Here is a 15,614-nt window from a genome sequence, read left to right on the forward strand (position 1 = left end):
AGTTTTCATGACAGCTCGAAACCGACGACAACTTTGTCGACAATGAATGCTTCGGCATGCTGAGCCCGGCATTGCACCCCACGCAGCCGGGACAGACCGGTGAACGACTGCCCGTCGAACCAGTCCCGCCCCACTTGTGAAGGGTAGTGCTTCTGTAGCAGCCGCGCCTTTTCCTCGGCGAATTCCGTTGATATCGGAACGAATACGGTCGGGTGTGGCGTATCGGTCTCCCATTTGAGGATCTCGTAGCCGAGCACCAGATGGTCGCGGAATTCGGTGGGCACGAGTTCGGCGAGGAGCCGATGGTCCTGATGCGCGTCACCGCGCTGCGGTGCGAAGACCAGATCCGGCTCGGTACCCGCGCGAAAGGTGGACAGCGCCTGTTTGATCCGATCCCAGTGCGCCGGGGCGCGACCATCGGGCAGATCGAGCACCGTCACCTCGAGTTCGGCGCCGGGACAGAAGGCGGCCAGTGCGGCGCGTTCCTCGTCCTCACGCACCGTGCCCGCGCCGGAGAGCACCAGCGCGCGCACCCGAAGTCCGCGGTACCGGTGCGTCAGCGTGCGCAGCGTCGCGCCCATTCCGATCGCGATATCGTCGCAGTGCGCGCCGAGTATCGCGATTTCGTGCAATGGCCCGGTGGTCAGGGCGATCATGCGAACTGCTTCTCCCAGACCATCCACGGCCGGATGCCGGACCGGTACGCGGCGTCGAGTTCGGCGCGTTCCTTGAAGGTGTCGGCGGGCTTCCAGAAGCCGAGATGCTGATAGCCGTAGAGCCGTCCCTGCCCGGCGAGCCTGCCGCACGCGTCGGCCACCAGATCGCCGCTGGGCGGCAGCAGATCGAGCACCTCATGGCTGAGCACGAAGTATCCGCCGTTCTCCCACAGCGGCATCGACGAGACCGGGCGGATCTCCTTGACCTCGCCATTGGGCTTGATATCGACGCAGTGGAACGACTGCTGCGGCGGTACCACCATCATCGAGGCGGCCGCGCCGGAGGCGGTGAAGCGCTCGATCATCTCGTCCAGCGGTGCGTCGGTGAGCACGTCGGCGTAGTTGGCCAGGAAGGTCTGCTCGCCCTCGAGATGCGGGCGCACCCGGCGCAGCCGCTCGCCGATGGCCGAGTCCAGGCCGGTGTCGACGAAGGTGATCGACCAGTCGCTGATATCGGTGCGCAGCAGCTCCACCGAGCCATCGCGGATGACGAAGTCGTTGGAGACCGACTCCTGATAGGTCAGGAAGAAGTCTTTGATGTGCTCGGCGCCGTAGCCGAGGCACAGGATGAAATCCTTGTGGCCGTAGTGCGCGTAGTAGCGCATCACATGCCAGAGCAGTGGCCGCGGACCGACCAGTTGCATCGGTTTCGGGAGCATGTCGGAGCCGTCGCGCATGCGCATCCCATAGCCGCCGCAGAACAGCACAACCTTCATCGTGCGTGCCTTCCCCTCGTTTCAGCGTTATTCGATTCCCCGAGCACCGCGCTGTGCAGAGTTGGTAGTGGATAGACCAGTTCGCCGCCCCACTCGGCGATATGGCGCAGTTGTGCGGAGATCTCGGCTTCGAGGTTCCACGGCAGGACCAGCACCACATCGGGTCGATCGAGATCGATGCGTGCGGTCGGATAGATCGGGATCCGGGTGCCCGGGGTGAATCGCCCGTGCTTATAGGGATTTCTATCTACCACGTAGTGCAGTAAGTCCGTACGGATCCCGCAATAGTTGAGCAGTGTGTTGCCCTTGCCGGGCGCGCCGTAGCCGACCACCCGTTTGCCCTGGGCCTGTGCGTCGAGCAGAAAACGCAGCAGCTCCTGACGCACATGCCGGGCGCTGGACTCCAAATGCTGGTAGCCCTCGACCCGGTGCAGGCCCGCGGCCTGCTCGCGCCGCAGCACCTCGTGCACCCGGGGGCTCGGCGCATCCGCGACCGCCTCCGGGCGGGCCCACAGGCGGATCGAACCGCCGTGTGTGGCAAGCAGTTCGACATCCACCACGGTCAATCCGGCCGTTGCCAGTGCACGCTGGGCCGAGAGCACCGTGTAGTACTGGAAGTGTTCGTGATAGATGGTGTCGAACTGGGCCAGTTCCATCAGGTTCAGCGCGTGGTGCACCTCGATCGAGAGCCAGCCGTCATCGGCCATCAGCTCGCGCAGTGCGCGGGTGAAACCGCGCAGGTCGGGGACGTGCGCGTAGACATTGTTGGCGACCACCAGATTCGCGGGCCCGTGCTGGCCGCGGATCCGCTTGGCGAATTCCTCATCGAGAAACGCCGTTTCGGTCGGCACGCCGATCTTGCGAGCGGCCGCACCGACATTCACCGAGGGCTCGATGCCGAGGCACGGTATGCCCGCGGCGACGACGTGGCGCAGCAGGTAGCCGTCATTGCTCGCGACCTCGACCACGAACGAATCGGGTTGCAGGCTCAATCTTTCGACGGCCTCGGAAACGAAAACTTCGGCATGTTCGACCCAACTATCGGAATATGATGCGAAATATGCGTACTCGGTAAAGGTTTCCTCTGGTGTGATCAATGCGGGGATCTGCAACAGTAGGCAGTCATCGCAAATTCGCAGATGTAGCGGGTAGGTCGGCTCCGGAAGATCGAGTTCGTCCGCCGCCAGAAACTTCTCACACGGCGGTGTGGCCCCGAGGTCGAGCACGCTCGAAAGACGCTCGGATTCACAAAGTCGACAACGCATCCTGGCCCCTGCCTCCTGCCGCGTGGGTCATCCGGCGAATAACCGGCATGCCCAGCACGTCGCTGCGATCAAGTGAGACGTTACAACGAATCGCTTGCGTATTGCCCCCCAAATCGATTGGAGGGTAGCGGTTTCCGGACGATTTTGGGGCTATTCCGGGGGGTGGCATTCGAGTGGCAAACAGTTCGATGGGGGGTGGATCCCCCACTATCACTTCTGGATGGCCGGGCTGCGGGTGCGCCACCTGCCGACTTTCTGCATGTTGCCTTTCGATCACGGGTCCCAAAAAACCGACCGTCCGAATGTTGGCTACTGCGTGGAATACGCTGCGGCCCTTTCTGTTCGGTGGATGAATGGGATTGTGTTCTGTAACAATCGCGTTCTGACCGCCGACTGAAGGAACACCCCGGGCGGCCGGATTGCGTCGAGGGGACCGGTCGACGGGGATCGGGGGCAACAAATACTCCCAGGGGGAGGTGCGTGTTCAATGAGCTTCGAGCTCACCGATGATGACGACCTGGACGTCACGGGTCCGTCCCGAACACTGCCGCGCTCGGAGCGCGAACGCTGGCAGGCAGAGTATGTAAGGCGCTTGGCCACAACGGATTTCGCGGTAATCGCCGCGTCGATCGGCCTGGCGCAGCTGATCCGATTCGGCGGCCCCGTCGCGCCCCCGCTGGCATGGCCCATGCCGTACGAGGTCGGCTATACCGTGGTTTCGGTATTGCTCGCGCTCACCTGGCTCGCCTTCCTGGCCGCGTGCAATACCCGATCGCCCCAGGTGGTCGGGAGTGGGGCAGAAGAATACCGCCGGTTGGTTTCGGCCACCCTGCGGCTGTTCGGGGCATTGGCGATCATGTCGCTGATATTGCAGATCGAGTTCGCGCGTGGATATCTCGCGATAGCGCTGCCGCTCGGTCTATTCGGATTGATGTCGAGCCGATTGCTGTGGCGGCTGCACACCCGGCAGCGGCGCAGCGTCGGCGAGTACCGGACCTCGGTGCTGGTGGTCGGCTGTGCGGAGGCGGCGCAGGCGATGGCGGCCGCATTCTCCCGCGATCCGGCCTCCGGGTATCGGGTTGTCGGGGTGTGCCTTCCGGATGGCGGCACCGATGCCACCGAATACGCGATCCGGGCGTCGGGAAAATCGTTTTCGGTGGTCGGCGACGACCGCTCGGTACTCGACGCGGTGCGCCGCAGCGGTGCCGATACCGTCGCGGTGACGGCGACCGATCATCTCGGGCCGGTCGAATTGCGCCGGATGGCTTGGGATCTGGACCCGCTCGGTGTAGAGCTGATCGTCGCGCCAGGTGTCGTCGATATCGCGGGCACCCGGTTGACGAACCGCCAGGTCGCGGGCATGCCGATGCAGCACATCGCGAAACCGCAGTACGACCGCGCGAAGTCGACCGGTAAGGCGGTATTCGATGTGTGCTTCGCCGGTGGGGTGCTGCTCGCCATCCTGCCCGCGCTGCTCGCCATCGCGATCCTGGTCAAACTGACCAGTCCCGGGCCGGTCTTCTACCGTTCGGAACGAATCGGCCGCGGCGGCAAGCCGTTCCAGATGATCAAGTTCCGCAGCATGTACTTCGACGCGGACCGTCAGGTCGCGGCACTCATCGAATCTCATGGCGGCAATCCGGTGTTCTTCAAGATGAAAGACGATCCGCGAATCACCCCGATCGGCAAGATCATTCGCAAGTTCAGCCTGGACGAGCTGCCGCAGTTCCTGAATGTGCTGCGCGGTGAGATGAGCGTGGTCGGGCCGCGCCCGCAGGTGCAGCGCGAGGTCGACACCTACGACGGCGATATGCGGCGCAGGCTGCTGGTGAAGCCGGGCGTGACCGGCCTGTGGCAGGTGAGCGGACGATCCAATCTTTCGCTGGAGGATTCGGTGCGCCTGGATCTGTCCTATGTCGAAAACTGGTCCATGATTCTGGATCTGTTGTTGATCGCCAAGACCATCGGCGCTGTCGCGCGCGGCGAGGGGGCCTACTGATCACGCCCCGGGGGCGAATCGCCTGGGGCGAGCGCGTATCCCCTCAGGAGGGGCGGCGGGCCGGGAATTCGGCGGCGAGTTCGGCGAAGACCGCGGTATTGAGTGCGAAGGCCTGCTGTCCCTCGTCGAGTACGCGACGGCGCTCGAGATCATCGAGCGGCAGTTGGTCGAGCAGTGCGCGGTATTCGCGTTTGAAGGCGGCCGGATTGCCGACGCCGTCGAAGACGTAGAAGCGGACGCCGTCGCCGCGATGCGGCAGGTTCCAGAGCTTTTCGGCGGTGCCGCGGATGACCTGGCCGCCGGAGAGATCGCCGAGATATCGGGTGTAGTGATGGGCGATATATCCGGCGGGCCAAGCACGGGCGCACTCATCGATACGCTCGGCGTAGGCGGCGGTGGCGGGCAGTGCTTCGAGCGAGTCGCGCCAGTGCGGGCCGATGAGATGGGCGAGGTCGCGCTGGAGTTCCGCGGTGCGGGCCAGTTCCGGTCGAATGAACGGGCCCGCGACCGGATCATCGGCGAGCGTTTCCCAGCGGCCCTCGAGCGCGCGGTAGATGAACCAGAGCTGGGTGGTGTAGCGATGATAGGAATCGATGCCGAGCGAGCCGCCGAGCATGTCACTGATGAACGAGGAGTTCTCGGCCTCTTCATGCTGTTGTGCGGTGGCGGTGCGGATCGCCGTGGAGAACGGGACGGTGTCCGACATTCCTGAACCACCTCGCTATCGCTCAGCGCCTTGGGCACCCTTACCAGCCGGTACAACCATACCGGCTCACTCCCGGTGCGTCTCTCGAGATCGACTCGTGTCCCGACGTAGGGGATGGCGCGGCGGGCGGCGTCGGCGCACGATGACCGGCCTGCGGATCGAGCCGAACCGGCTCGTAATGCGCGGCCTGCGCACGGTCCGGTCGATCCATTCGCCGAGGGTCACCCCCGCGGCCAGCGCGCAGCCGACGCCGACCGCGGCGAGCACCTGATTGGCTCCGATCAGCAACTCGTCATTGAGCAGTGCGTAGAGTCCGCGGTACACCTTCAGACCCGGTAGCAGCGGAGTAATGCCCGCGACCGCGACGACCAGCGGGGGAGTCAGTGACCGGCGTGCCATCAGACCACCGGCCAGGCCGACCAGTGTCGCGGCGACCGCGGAGGAGATCACCGGGCCGAAGCCGAGATGCTGCACCAGCAGAAAGCAGATCGTGCCCGCCGCGCCACCGAGCGCGGCGGCGGCCAGTGCCCGGCGCTCGGCGTAGCAGGCGAGTGCGAAGGTCAGCGCGGCCACCGCACCGGCGGCGATCTTGATCGGCAGATCGGTGATATCACGGCCGGAGGTGAGATAGACCGGCGGCACCGTGGCACCCGCAAGCTCTCCGACCCGCAGTGCCAGTGCGATGCCCGCGATGATGCCGCCGGTCATCATCAGCACCTCGAGCATGCGCGCGGTCGCGGTGATCGGTGCGCCGGTTATTCCGTCCTGCACCGCGCCGACCAGTTGCAAACCACTGAGCAGCACGGTGATTCCGGCGGCGATGATCAGCGTCGGGTCGACATCGATATGGACGGTCGCCGCGAGTGTCGCCAGCAGCAGCGCCGGTGTCGCCGCGATCGCGCCGCCCACCACATGCTGGAAGAAGAACGGCAGCCCGTAGCGATTCAGGACGCGATTGGCGCGATCGATCGCCAGCGTGGTGCCGAAACTCACCGCGGCGACGAGCCAGCCGCCGCCGAGCAGCGCCGCGATCGATGCGGCAAGCAGTGACCAGCCGAAGGTGGCGATCCAACGGTGGTACGGATGCGGTGCCGAGGTGATCGCATCGAGCTGCGCCCGGGCATCCTCCGGCGACACGACCTCATTGCGGATGCGGCGGGTGAGGCGGTCGACCGCGGCGAGGCGGGTGAAGTCCAGGGACCGATACTTCACCACGCGCATGGTGCTGGCCGGTGGCAGCTGCGGGCCGCGGTCGGCCCAGATCCTGATCGCGTCGTAGGTGACATCGATATCGCAGCGGGACAGGCCGTAGGTGGCAGCGATGAAGCGAACCTGGGTGGTCGTATCGACGACACCGGTACCCGAGGCGAGCACGACCTCTCCGACCCGCACCGCTAGGTCGAGGACCTCCGCGACCCGGGCGTCGTCGGTCAGATCGATCGGCTGCAGCGGTGTCGGCGCGGCCACAATGGTGTCCGCGGTGGCCGGACGGTCGGCGACCAGCAGGTCGACCGCCTGTTTGACGACGGGGATGCGAGGTGCTCGGAAGAAACGCAGTCGGGGCCGCTTGCCCAGGGGGTCGTCCGGGGTTGCGGCGTCGTCTCCTCCTGAGAGTGTTTCCAGACCCATGTGCGTGACCGTAGTCATCCGGCGCCGATGTCGCATCAGCTGTGGTCGCGGAGTACATCGATTGCCAGACGGTTGTCCGGACACTTGGTCGGAGCTGGCAAAAGTGATAGAACTTGTTCTAATTTGCTGATACTTCGAGCGGCCGGGCAGCAGTCGCGAGCGAATGGGAGCGAGTACGGTGCGGTACGGAATTGTGTTGTTCACCAGTGACCGGGGCATAACGCCCGCCGATGCGGCCGCGGCCGCCGAGCAGGCCGGATTCGACGCGTTCTACGTGCCCGAACACACCCATATCCCGGTGATCAGGGCGGCCGCGCATCCGCGCACCGGGGATGCCAGCCTGCCCGATGACCGCTATCTGCGCACGCTGGACCCCTGGGTCGCGCTGGCCACCGCGGCGGCCGTCACCAGTCGGATCACGCTGTCCACCGCGGTCGCACTGCCCGCCGAACACCATCCGATCACCCTCGCCAAGACCCTCGCCTCCCTGGACCATCTGTCCGGCGGCCGGGTCAGCCTCGGCGTCGGATTCGGTTGGAACACTGACGAAATGGCGCATCACGGGGTTCCCGCGAACAAGCGCAGGACGGTGCTGCGGGAACACCTCGATGCCATGCGCGCCCTCTGGTCCGATGAGGAGGCCAGCTTCGCGGGTCAGTTCGTGAACTTCGGACCGAGCTGGTCCTGGCCCAAGCCGGTGCAGAAACGGATTCCGGTGATCCTCGGCGCGGCCGGGACCGAGCAGTCGTTCACCTGGCTGGCCAAGAACGCCGACGGCTGGCTCACCACCCCCACCGAGGACGGGCTCGGCGAGAAGATCGAACTGCTGCACCGGGTTTGGCGCGAGCACGAGCGCGAGGGCAGTCCGGAGATCATCGCACTGGCCGGACGCCATGATGCGGCGCAGCTCGCGCAATGGGCCGAATTGGGTATTACCGAGGCGGTTTTCGGGCTGCCGGACCGTGATGCCGATGACGTGCGCGCGTACTTGACTCGCCTGGCTGGGAAGCTGGGTATCGCAGCGGCGGCCTGAGCGCGGAGCCCGAAAGCCCGCTGACACCACGGTGTCAGCGGGCTTTCGCGCAGCACTAGACGCGTCGCCACCGCGCGACGAGGAGTCCGATGAGCACACCGGCCGCGCCGATGACCGCGACGCAGAGAAGGGCGACCACGATCGTGCCCGTCGACGAATTCGATTCGGACGCCGTCGATTCCGCAGGCGCGGCGGCGGAGCCGGGTGTGCGGCTGGTCGGCGACTTCGGGCCGGCGGAGTTCTCGCCGAAAACCCCATCGCCGACGGCGGTCGCGTACGTCGGGCCGCTTTCCGTGGCGCCGGTCACGGTAAGATCCAACTGCACTGAAACCGGCTGGTTGTCGCCCTTGTCAGTGAAGCTCGAGCCGAGCTTGACCGCGATGTAGTACCAGCCCGCCACCGCCTCGTTGCGGGTATCGAGCACATCGGATTTGCGGTTGCTGTACCGAATCGGCACGGTGGCCATCGCCGTATTCGTCGGTAGTACGGTGTCGCTGCCGGTGTAGGAGGAGAAGTCCGAGTCGATCGCCTCACGGATCGGGTTGTAGAGGGTGGTGCGGACATTCGCGATGTTGTCGACGCCGTGCCGGCCGTTGCCGCCGTAGTGGACTCGATACGCCAACCCTTGGCCCCAATCCAGCTTCACTCGATAGAACACGAACTCACCCTGCCGGATGGTGTCGGTGTAGCGGCCGCTGCCGGTGAGGGTGCTGGCCGCGGTGAAGGACGGGCCGCCAGAGACGGGGGTGCCCGTGCCGCTCGGCTCGGTGAAAGCCGTCAACGGCGCGACCGCGACCTGACCGGCATCGGTCACCGCGGGTTCGATACCGACCAGCAGCTCGATCGGAAGTCGTTCCGGCACACCGGCCGACACTCTGTCCCAGGTCAGCTGGAAGTAGTAGCGGCCACCGCCCTTGCACTTATCGGAGCTGCCGCCAGTGGATTGCTTGGTCGCGCCGTCGAACGCCTTGGCCACTGTGAGCGCGACGCCGTCGCTGGAACTGGTCGCCTGCTCGGATTCGAAGACATTGCAATCCTGGCCATCGGCGTCGTAGATCCGCAGCTGCAGCGTGTTCATATCCTCGGTCGAGGAAATATTGGGCAGGCGCGGGAAGGACAGGGTGCCGCTGAAGTACGCGGTCGCTCCGGCCGGGACATCGACTGCCCAATAGCGCTTTTCCTTCTGACCGAGGGTGTCCAAATACTGACCAGGGGAGGCCACCGGAGCGGTGTCGTATTTTCCGGTGCCTGTAATCGGTGTGCCGACCGCCTTGTAGTTGCGCAGTGCGGCGGAGCTCACGCGTGGCAGGGTGCGCTCGAGTGCGGGACCGTCGGCAGCGTCGTTGTACGTGCCGCCGGTTGCCTGGGCCATGCAGGTGAGTTGGGCGCGGGCCTTGGCGTCCACGGCGAACCCGATCGCGTGCACGACCAGGTCGAGACCCTGCTGCTTCAATTCTCGTGCCACCTCGCACGGATCTGGTGGGGAGCAGGTGTCGTCGCCATCGGAAACCAACACGATGGAGCGCGGACCGGACTTCGGGAGGGCGTCGGCGGCTTGGCGCAGTGCGGTACCCATAGGGGTCCAGCCGCTGGCCTTGATCCCGTCGACCGCGCTGGTCAATGCGGTCCGGTCGAGAGTCTCAGGTTTGTGCAGGACTTGCACGTCACGGCAGCCGGATGTCTTCTCCGCCTCGCTGTTTCCGGTACTCGTGCCGTAAACGGTCAGTCCCACTTTGGATTCGGCGGGTGCGGTGCCGACGAACGAACGGACGGCATTCTTGGCCGCGTCCATCATGGTGCCCGCCGGATCCGGTCGCTGCATGGAACCGGAGGCATCCAGGATCAACATGGTCGGCGCATATTGCGGTGATTGCGGGCCCTGCTGTGCCTGTGCGGGTAACGCGGCCACGGCGAGTCCGAGCAACGTTGCGGCGGTCGCCGCGGTGAGTCGGATAACGTGTTGGGAGAATATCGACATTGCCTCATCTGCTTGTTTCGCTCCGATAAGCAGCAGAGGTTACCCATCGAATGCCGTTGTTCCCATTCTCGAGACGCGCGTCGACATAGCCGGTCGTCCGAACCGGCGGGCCACGCGGCAGCAAGAAAGCAGCCCCGTCACGAGCTGTAACTTGTGACGGGGCAGTATCTATTCGGTCAGCGCAGGTCGCGGCGGCGGAAGGCCGCGATCCCGACCGCGAGCAATGCGACCGCGACCCCGAGTAGCCACAGGATCGGGGTGGCCTCGAAGGGCGCACCGGGGAGCTTCGGCGGATGGACGAAGGGGACCAGGTCGCGGACCCACTGCGGCAGTCCGTCGAGGGAGCCGATGACGAAGATGGCGATCATCGTGCTGAGTACGCCCCAGGCGACCGGGGTGTAGCGCGGCGCGAGACCGTAGATCGTCACGGCGATGCCTGTGAGCACCCACACGGCGGGCACTTGAACCGCCGCCGCGCCGAGGCAGTCACCGAGCTTGCCCGCGAGATTGCCGTCCGATATCCCGTAGATGATGCCGACCGCCGCGCCCGCGATGAGCAGCAGTACCACGGGGCCGACCAGTGCGATGCCGATGTGGCTGAGCGCGTAGCGCACTCGGCTCACCGATCCGGCCAGGGTGGCCTCGGCACGCTGGCTCGACTCCTCCTCGTGCAGCCGCAGCACGGCCGAGATGGAGTAGGCCGATGCCGCGATGGCCAACATGCTGAGGGCGAAGGTGATGAAGGAATTCTGCAGCACATCCGTGCCGCCCATCCGGTTGATCACATCGCGGATCTGCTTACTGTTCTCGAGCATGTCGCCGACGCTGTTGATGGCGCCGCCCATCAGCGATCCGTACAGCAGGAAGCCGATGGACCAGGCCAGCAGCGAGCCGCGCTGCAGCCGCCACGCCAGCCCCGATGGACCGGACAGCGTGGGCGCCGCGACCGGCGCGCCGGGCCGCTCGGCGAGCAGGCCCGAGCCCGTATCTCGTTGCCGCAGAAGCATATACGCGGCTGCGGTGGTCACAACGGCGACGGTGAGCAGTGGGATCAGTATCCACCAGCGCTCATCCGCATACGGCCGCATATTGATGCACCAGCCGAGCGGCGAAAACCACGACAGCACACCATTTCCCGCATCGCCGACCGCGCGCACTGCGAAGGCCGCGCCGAGCGCGCCGAACGCCACCCCGCGCGCGACCCGTGCACCCACGCTCACCTGTGCCGCGATGGCCGCGACCCCGGCCCAGGCCAGACCGGAACCACCGAGCGTCGCACCGTAGGCCAGCGATCCGGCGGCGGGCAGGTCACTGCCGTAGAGCGCAAGGGCGCTCAGCACGGCGACGGTCAGACAGCCGGTCGCCGTCAGGATCATGGCGGCGGTCAACCCCGCGTAGCGGCCGATGCTGGTGGCGCCCACCAACTCCGCGCGACCGGTCTCCTCCTCGACCCGGGTGTGCCGGATGACGGTGAGGATCGTCGCGATCGCGATCATCGCGTAGAACGGCCCGGCCTTCCACAGTCCGACCGAGCCGAGGTCGGTGCTGAAGACCGGCCCGTACATGGCAACGAGCGCCGGGCTTTCCATGACCGACTTCGCCGCATGATCGAGGTCGGCCTGCGTGGTGTAGACGGCCTTGGCGCTGCCGACATAGAAGGCGGGCAGCAGTCCGAAGGCAAACACCCACAGCGGCAATACGATTCGGTCGCGCCGCAGGAACAGTCGCAGCATCTGGGCGGTACCGGCGAAGTTGGCCGACCCGCGCGCTGCGGGCGCGGCGTAATGCCTGCCGCCCACGGTTGCGGTTGTCATGATCCCACCTTCTGCATGGTCGCGCTCGCCTGCTCGGAGGTCGCGCCGTCGACGTGGTAGTGCCGTAGGAACAGCTCCTCCAGCGTCGGCGGTGCACTGGTGAGGCTGCGTACTCCGACATCGCCGAGGATCCGGATCAGCGCACCGAGATGTTCACCGTCGACCTGGCAGCGCAGCGTCGAACCGTCGCGTTCGATGTCCTCGACACCCGGGACACGGCTGAGGTCGCCCGGGTCGCCGAGCAATTCGGCGGTGATGGAGGTGCGCGACAGATGCCGCATATCCGATAGCGACCCGCTTTCCACCGTGCGCCCGGCCCGGATGATGGTCACCCGGTCGCACAGCACCTCCACCTCGGAGAGGATATGGCTGGAGAGCAGGACCGTGGTGCCGCGCTGTTTGGCCTCGTCGACGCATTCGCGAAAGACCTGCTCCATCAATGGATCCAGGCCCGAGGTCGGTTCATCGAGCAGCAGCAGACGCACATCAGAGGCGAGCGCGGAGATCAATGCGACCTTCTGTCGGTTGCCCTTCGAGTAGGTGCGCGCCTTCTTACGCGGATCCAGGTCGAAGCGCTCGATGAGTTCGGTGCGACGCTGCGGATTGATTTCCCCGCGCATCCTGGCGAGCAGGTCGATGGTCTCACCACCGGACAGTGACGGCCACAGTGTGACATCTCCTGGTACATAAGCGATTTCGCGATGCAGCTCGACCGCATCGGTCCACGGGTCGCCCCCGAGCAGCCGGACCTCGCCGGAGCTGGCGCGCAGGATCCCGAGCAGGATACGGATGGTGGTCGACTTCCCTGCGCCGTTCGGGCCGAGGAAGCCATGGATTTCGCCATCGCTTACCGCGAGATCGAGCCCATTGAGGGCAGCGAAGTGGCCGAAGTTCTTGTGCAGATCGCGAACTTCGATGATGTCGGACATCAGGTCTCCTTGGTGAGTATGTCCAAGATCGTTGGGTCGGTTAGGAATCCCTGGGCGTAGAGCTCCGCGGCGGGCATCATGAACTCTTCGGTCATGGTGCGAACGAGCTTGCGGTAGTTGATCTTTTCGCCGCGTTGTTGCAGCAGGGTGAAGTACAGGACGGTCGCGCCGACGTTGACCATCGTCAGATATCTGGCGCGCGCGGCCGGATCGCGACTCGGCTTGATGGTGCCCGCCTCGACGCCTGCCCGGATGTACTCCTCGGCGTCCGAGATCATGTGCTCGAGTAGGGATTCGGCCAACGGTCCCCCTGCCTGCAGGCTGCGCACCATATAGGCGACCAGCGGGCCGTATGCCTCGATCTCGGACATCGCGGTGAGCATGCTTTTCGCGACGTTCGTCTCGGTGGCGGTCTTCCACTTCTGGTCCCGGATCAACTCCAGCACCCGCTCATCGCAGGCGGCCCGCAGGCCGTCCTTGGAGCCGAAGTGATGGTTGACCAGTCCCGGGGAGACACCGGCCGCTGTGGCGATCGCACGCACTCCGACCTGGAATCCGTTGTCACCGAACATCTCGATCGCAATATCGCGTATGCGGGCGGCGGTGGTGAGATCCGAATTCGGGGTCGGCGTCACGCGGCGCCTCCTAGTTCGGCGGATCCTTTCGGTACGGCTCTCTGGTTGAACACATGTTTAGTATATTAAACGCGCGTTCAACCGCAAGGCAAGAGTTCGGCGAAGATGTCGTGTCACGATATTTGTGACTACCGAATCCGCTGGTCAGAGCGTTGGAGGCAGTCACTGGGGGTGATATGTCATCGGTGCGAACCGGTCGCTGGACGTCGGTGAAACGCTAGTGTCGGTCCCATGGTTGACACCGAGATTCGCTCGACATCGGACCACCTGCGCGATGCACTCGACGGCCCATGGCGTGCGGTGCGCGCCGAAGCCCGGGTGCAGCTGGCCGACGACCGGTTTTCCGGCGACCCCTATCTCGACTACCGCGCGGCCCGAGCCCGGGTGCTCGAGCAGATGCGGGTCATCGCGACGATGGGATACGCGGAGGCCGGTTTCCGGCGCGAGCACGGAGGCACGGGGGAGCCGGGCGCGGCCGTGGTCGGGCTGGAGATGCTGGCCTATGCCGACCTGTCGCTATGGGTGAAATCGGGAGTGCAGTGGGGGTTGTTCGGCGGTGCCGTGGAAAACCTCGGGACCGAACGGCATCGCGATGTGGTCGAGCGGCTGATCTCACTGGATCTGCTCGGCTGTTTCGCGATGACCGAATCCGGACACGGCAGCGATGTCGCGAATCTGGAGACGACCGCGACCTACGATCCGGCGACCCAGGAGTTCGTCGTGCAGTCGCCGACGCCGTCGGCGCGCAAGGACTACATCGGCGGCGCGGCCGAACATGCCAGGATGGCCGCGGTTTTCGCGCAGCTGATCACCCAGGGGACGAGCCAGGGCGTGCACTGCTTCCTGGTGCCGATCCGCGATGCGCACGGCGCCGATCTGCCCGGCGTGACCACCTACGACGATGGCCTCAAGGGCGGTCTGCCCGGCGTCGACAACGGACGCATCGTCTTCGATCAGGTCCGCATTCCGCGCGAGAACCTGCTCAACCGGTATGCCGATGTCGCACCGGACGGCACCTACAGCTCCGATATCGAGAATCCGAGCCGCCGATTCTTCACCACGCTCGGCACTTTGGTGCGCGGGCGGGTCAGCGTCGGCGGTGCGGCGGCGGCCGGTGCGCGGGTGGCGTTGAGCATTGCGACGCGGTATGCGCTGAAGCGTCGCCAGTTCTCCGATCCGGACAGCGGTCAGGAGACCCTGCTGCTGGACTACCGCAGTCATCAGCGGCGGCTGCTGCCATTGATCGCCCGGTCGTATGCACTCGCATTCGCCCAGAATGATCTGGTCCGCCGGATGCATCTGGTGCAGACCGGTCAGGATCTCGATCCCGGCGCGCAGCGCGCCCTGGAGAAGCGGGCCGCCGGACTCAAGGTGGCGCAGACCAGATTCGCGACCCGCGCCATCCAGGAATGCCGCGAAGCCTGCGGCGGCGCGGGCTATCTCACCGAGAACCGCCTGGTCACGCTCAAGGCCGATACCGATGTGTTCACCACCTTCGAGGGTGACAATGTGGTGCTGACCCAGCTGGTGGCCAAGGAACTGCTGACCGCCTATTCCGATGAGATCCGCGATCTGGACGCGCTCGGCTGGGTGCGGTTCGCCGCGACGATGGCCGGTGATGTGGTGCGCAAGCGGTCCGGTGTGCGCCAACTGATCCAGACGCTGCGCGACCGCGGCGACGATAGCGTCGACGACGGCGACCTGTCCCGCCGCTCGGTGCAGCTGCAACTGTTCGCCGACCGTGAGGACTATCTGGTTCGCACCGCAGGGCACCGGCTGCGGGCCCGCGCCAAGGACACCACTCCGTTCGAGGCATTCAATAACGCGCAGGACCACATCCTGGCCGCGGGTACCGCGCATATCGACCGGCTGATTCTCGAGGAGTTCATCGAAGGCATTGCCGGCATCGCGGATCCGGCGGCGCGCGAACTCGCCGAAACCGTCTGCGACCTCTACGTCTACTCGATGCTCGAGGAGAACCAGGCCTGGTTCATCATGCACCGGTTCATGTCGGTCGATCGCGCGAAGGCGGTGCGCCGCGGCGTCAATGAACTCGTCGACCGGCTGCGCCCGGACGCGCTCACCCTGGTCGAGGGCATGGGTGTGCCGGAGAGCATGCTGCGGGCGGCGCTGCTCGATGATGCCAGCGTCTTCGATCGGACGGCCATCCGGACGACCATATAGCGGTGCGGCA

Annotated in this window: 12 protein-coding genes; 3 read left to right on the forward strand and 9 right to left on the reverse strand. The window is 65.6% G+C overall.

Annotation, left to right across the window (positions count from 1 at the left end):
* Nucleotides 1-5: 5 nt before the first annotated feature.
* From ABZ293_RS08650 to ABZ293_RS08660, 3 genes are read right to left on the reverse strand one after another with little or no spacing between them, the layout of a single operon-like run.
* Nucleotides 6-656, reverse strand: a complete 651-nt coding sequence (locus ABZ293_RS08650; RefSeq protein WP_355178664.1) for a PIG-L family deacetylase — start codon at nucleotides 654-656, stop codon at nucleotides 6-8.
* A complete protein-coding gene (locus tag ABZ293_RS08655; RefSeq protein WP_355178666.1) occupies nucleotides 653-1,432 on the reverse strand; it encodes a glucose-1-phosphate cytidylyltransferase in 780 nt (259 codons plus the stop codon). Before ABZ293_RS08655 ends, ABZ293_RS08650 begins: the two co-directional genes overlap by 4 nt.
* Nucleotides 1,429-2,697: a class I SAM-dependent methyltransferase gene (locus ABZ293_RS08660; RefSeq protein ID WP_355178668.1), complete on the reverse strand. Its 1,269-nt coding sequence runs from the start codon at nucleotides 2,695-2,697 to the stop codon at nucleotides 1,429-1,431. The genes ABZ293_RS08655 and ABZ293_RS08660 overlap by 4 nt, the downstream gene beginning before the upstream one ends.
* Before the next feature lie 487 nt (nucleotides 2,698-3,184).
* Here ABZ293_RS08660 and ABZ293_RS08665 point away from each other — a divergent pair, with 487 nt between their 5' ends.
* On the forward strand, nucleotides 3,185-4,696 hold the full coding sequence (locus ABZ293_RS08665) for a sugar transferase (protein ID WP_355178670.1): 1,512 nt from the start codon (nucleotides 3,185-3,187) through the stop codon (nucleotides 4,694-4,696).
* A gap of 43 nt (nucleotides 4,697-4,739) precedes the next feature.
* Here the strand turns inward: ABZ293_RS08665 and ABZ293_RS08670 are convergent, their stop codons facing one another.
* Both ABZ293_RS08670 and ABZ293_RS08675 read right to left on the reverse strand, forming a co-directional pair.
* The gene (locus ABZ293_RS08670) at nucleotides 4,740-5,402 is read right to left on the reverse strand and encodes a biliverdin-producing heme oxygenase (protein ID WP_355178672.1); all 663 of its coding nucleotides are present in this window, start codon (nucleotides 5,400-5,402) and stop codon (nucleotides 4,740-4,742) included.
* A gap of 66 nt (nucleotides 5,403-5,468) precedes the next feature.
* Nucleotides 5,469-7,031, reverse strand: coding sequence for a threonine/serine exporter family protein (locus ABZ293_RS08675; protein ID WP_355178674.1), 1,563 nt, complete (start codon nucleotides 7,029-7,031; stop codon nucleotides 5,469-5,471).
* Between the two features lie 178 nt (nucleotides 7,032-7,209).
* Between ABZ293_RS08675 and ABZ293_RS08680 the strand changes: the two genes are divergently transcribed.
* Nucleotides 7,210-8,064: a TIGR03619 family F420-dependent LLM class oxidoreductase gene (locus tag ABZ293_RS08680; RefSeq protein WP_355178676.1), complete on the forward strand. Its 855-nt coding sequence runs from the start codon at nucleotides 7,210-7,212 to the stop codon at nucleotides 8,062-8,064.
* 55 nt (nucleotides 8,065-8,119) lie between these two features.
* On the opposite strand, the gene ABZ293_RS08685 is transcribed toward ABZ293_RS08680, so the two are convergent.
* From ABZ293_RS08685 to ABZ293_RS08700, 4 genes are all read right to left on the reverse strand, one after another.
* On the reverse strand, nucleotides 8,120-10,042 hold the full coding sequence (locus ABZ293_RS08685) for a VWA domain-containing protein (protein WP_355178678.1): 1,923 nt from the start codon (nucleotides 10,040-10,042) through the stop codon (nucleotides 8,120-8,122).
* Nucleotides 10,043-10,218: 176 nt separating this feature from the next.
* Nucleotides 10,219-11,856, reverse strand: a complete 1,638-nt coding sequence (locus ABZ293_RS08690; protein ID WP_355178680.1) for an ABC transporter permease — start codon at nucleotides 11,854-11,856, stop codon at nucleotides 10,219-10,221.
* A complete protein-coding gene (locus ABZ293_RS08695; RefSeq protein WP_355178682.1) occupies nucleotides 11,853-12,785 on the reverse strand; it encodes an ABC transporter ATP-binding protein in 933 nt (310 codons plus the stop codon). The genes ABZ293_RS08690 and ABZ293_RS08695 overlap by 4 nt, the downstream gene beginning before the upstream one ends.
* Nucleotides 12,785-13,420 (reverse strand): TetR family transcriptional regulator, encoded by a 636-nt coding sequence (locus tag ABZ293_RS08700; RefSeq protein ID WP_355178684.1) that lies wholly within the window; start codon nucleotides 13,418-13,420, stop codon nucleotides 12,785-12,787. Before ABZ293_RS08700 ends, ABZ293_RS08695 begins: the two co-directional genes overlap by 1 nt.
* A gap of 246 nt (nucleotides 13,421-13,666) precedes the next feature.
* On the opposite strand from ABZ293_RS08700, the gene ABZ293_RS08705 reads away from it, so the two are divergent.
* Nucleotides 13,667-15,604 (forward strand): acyl-CoA dehydrogenase, encoded by a 1,938-nt coding sequence (locus ABZ293_RS08705; RefSeq protein ID WP_355179109.1) that lies wholly within the window; start codon nucleotides 13,667-13,669, stop codon nucleotides 15,602-15,604.
* The last annotated feature ends 10 nt before the right edge of the window (nucleotides 15,605-15,614 follow it).

The sequence above is a fragment of the Nocardia sp. NPDC005998 genome, from assembly GCF_040614395.1.
Lineage (GTDB): Bacteria > Actinomycetota > Actinomycetes > Mycobacteriales > Mycobacteriaceae > Nocardia.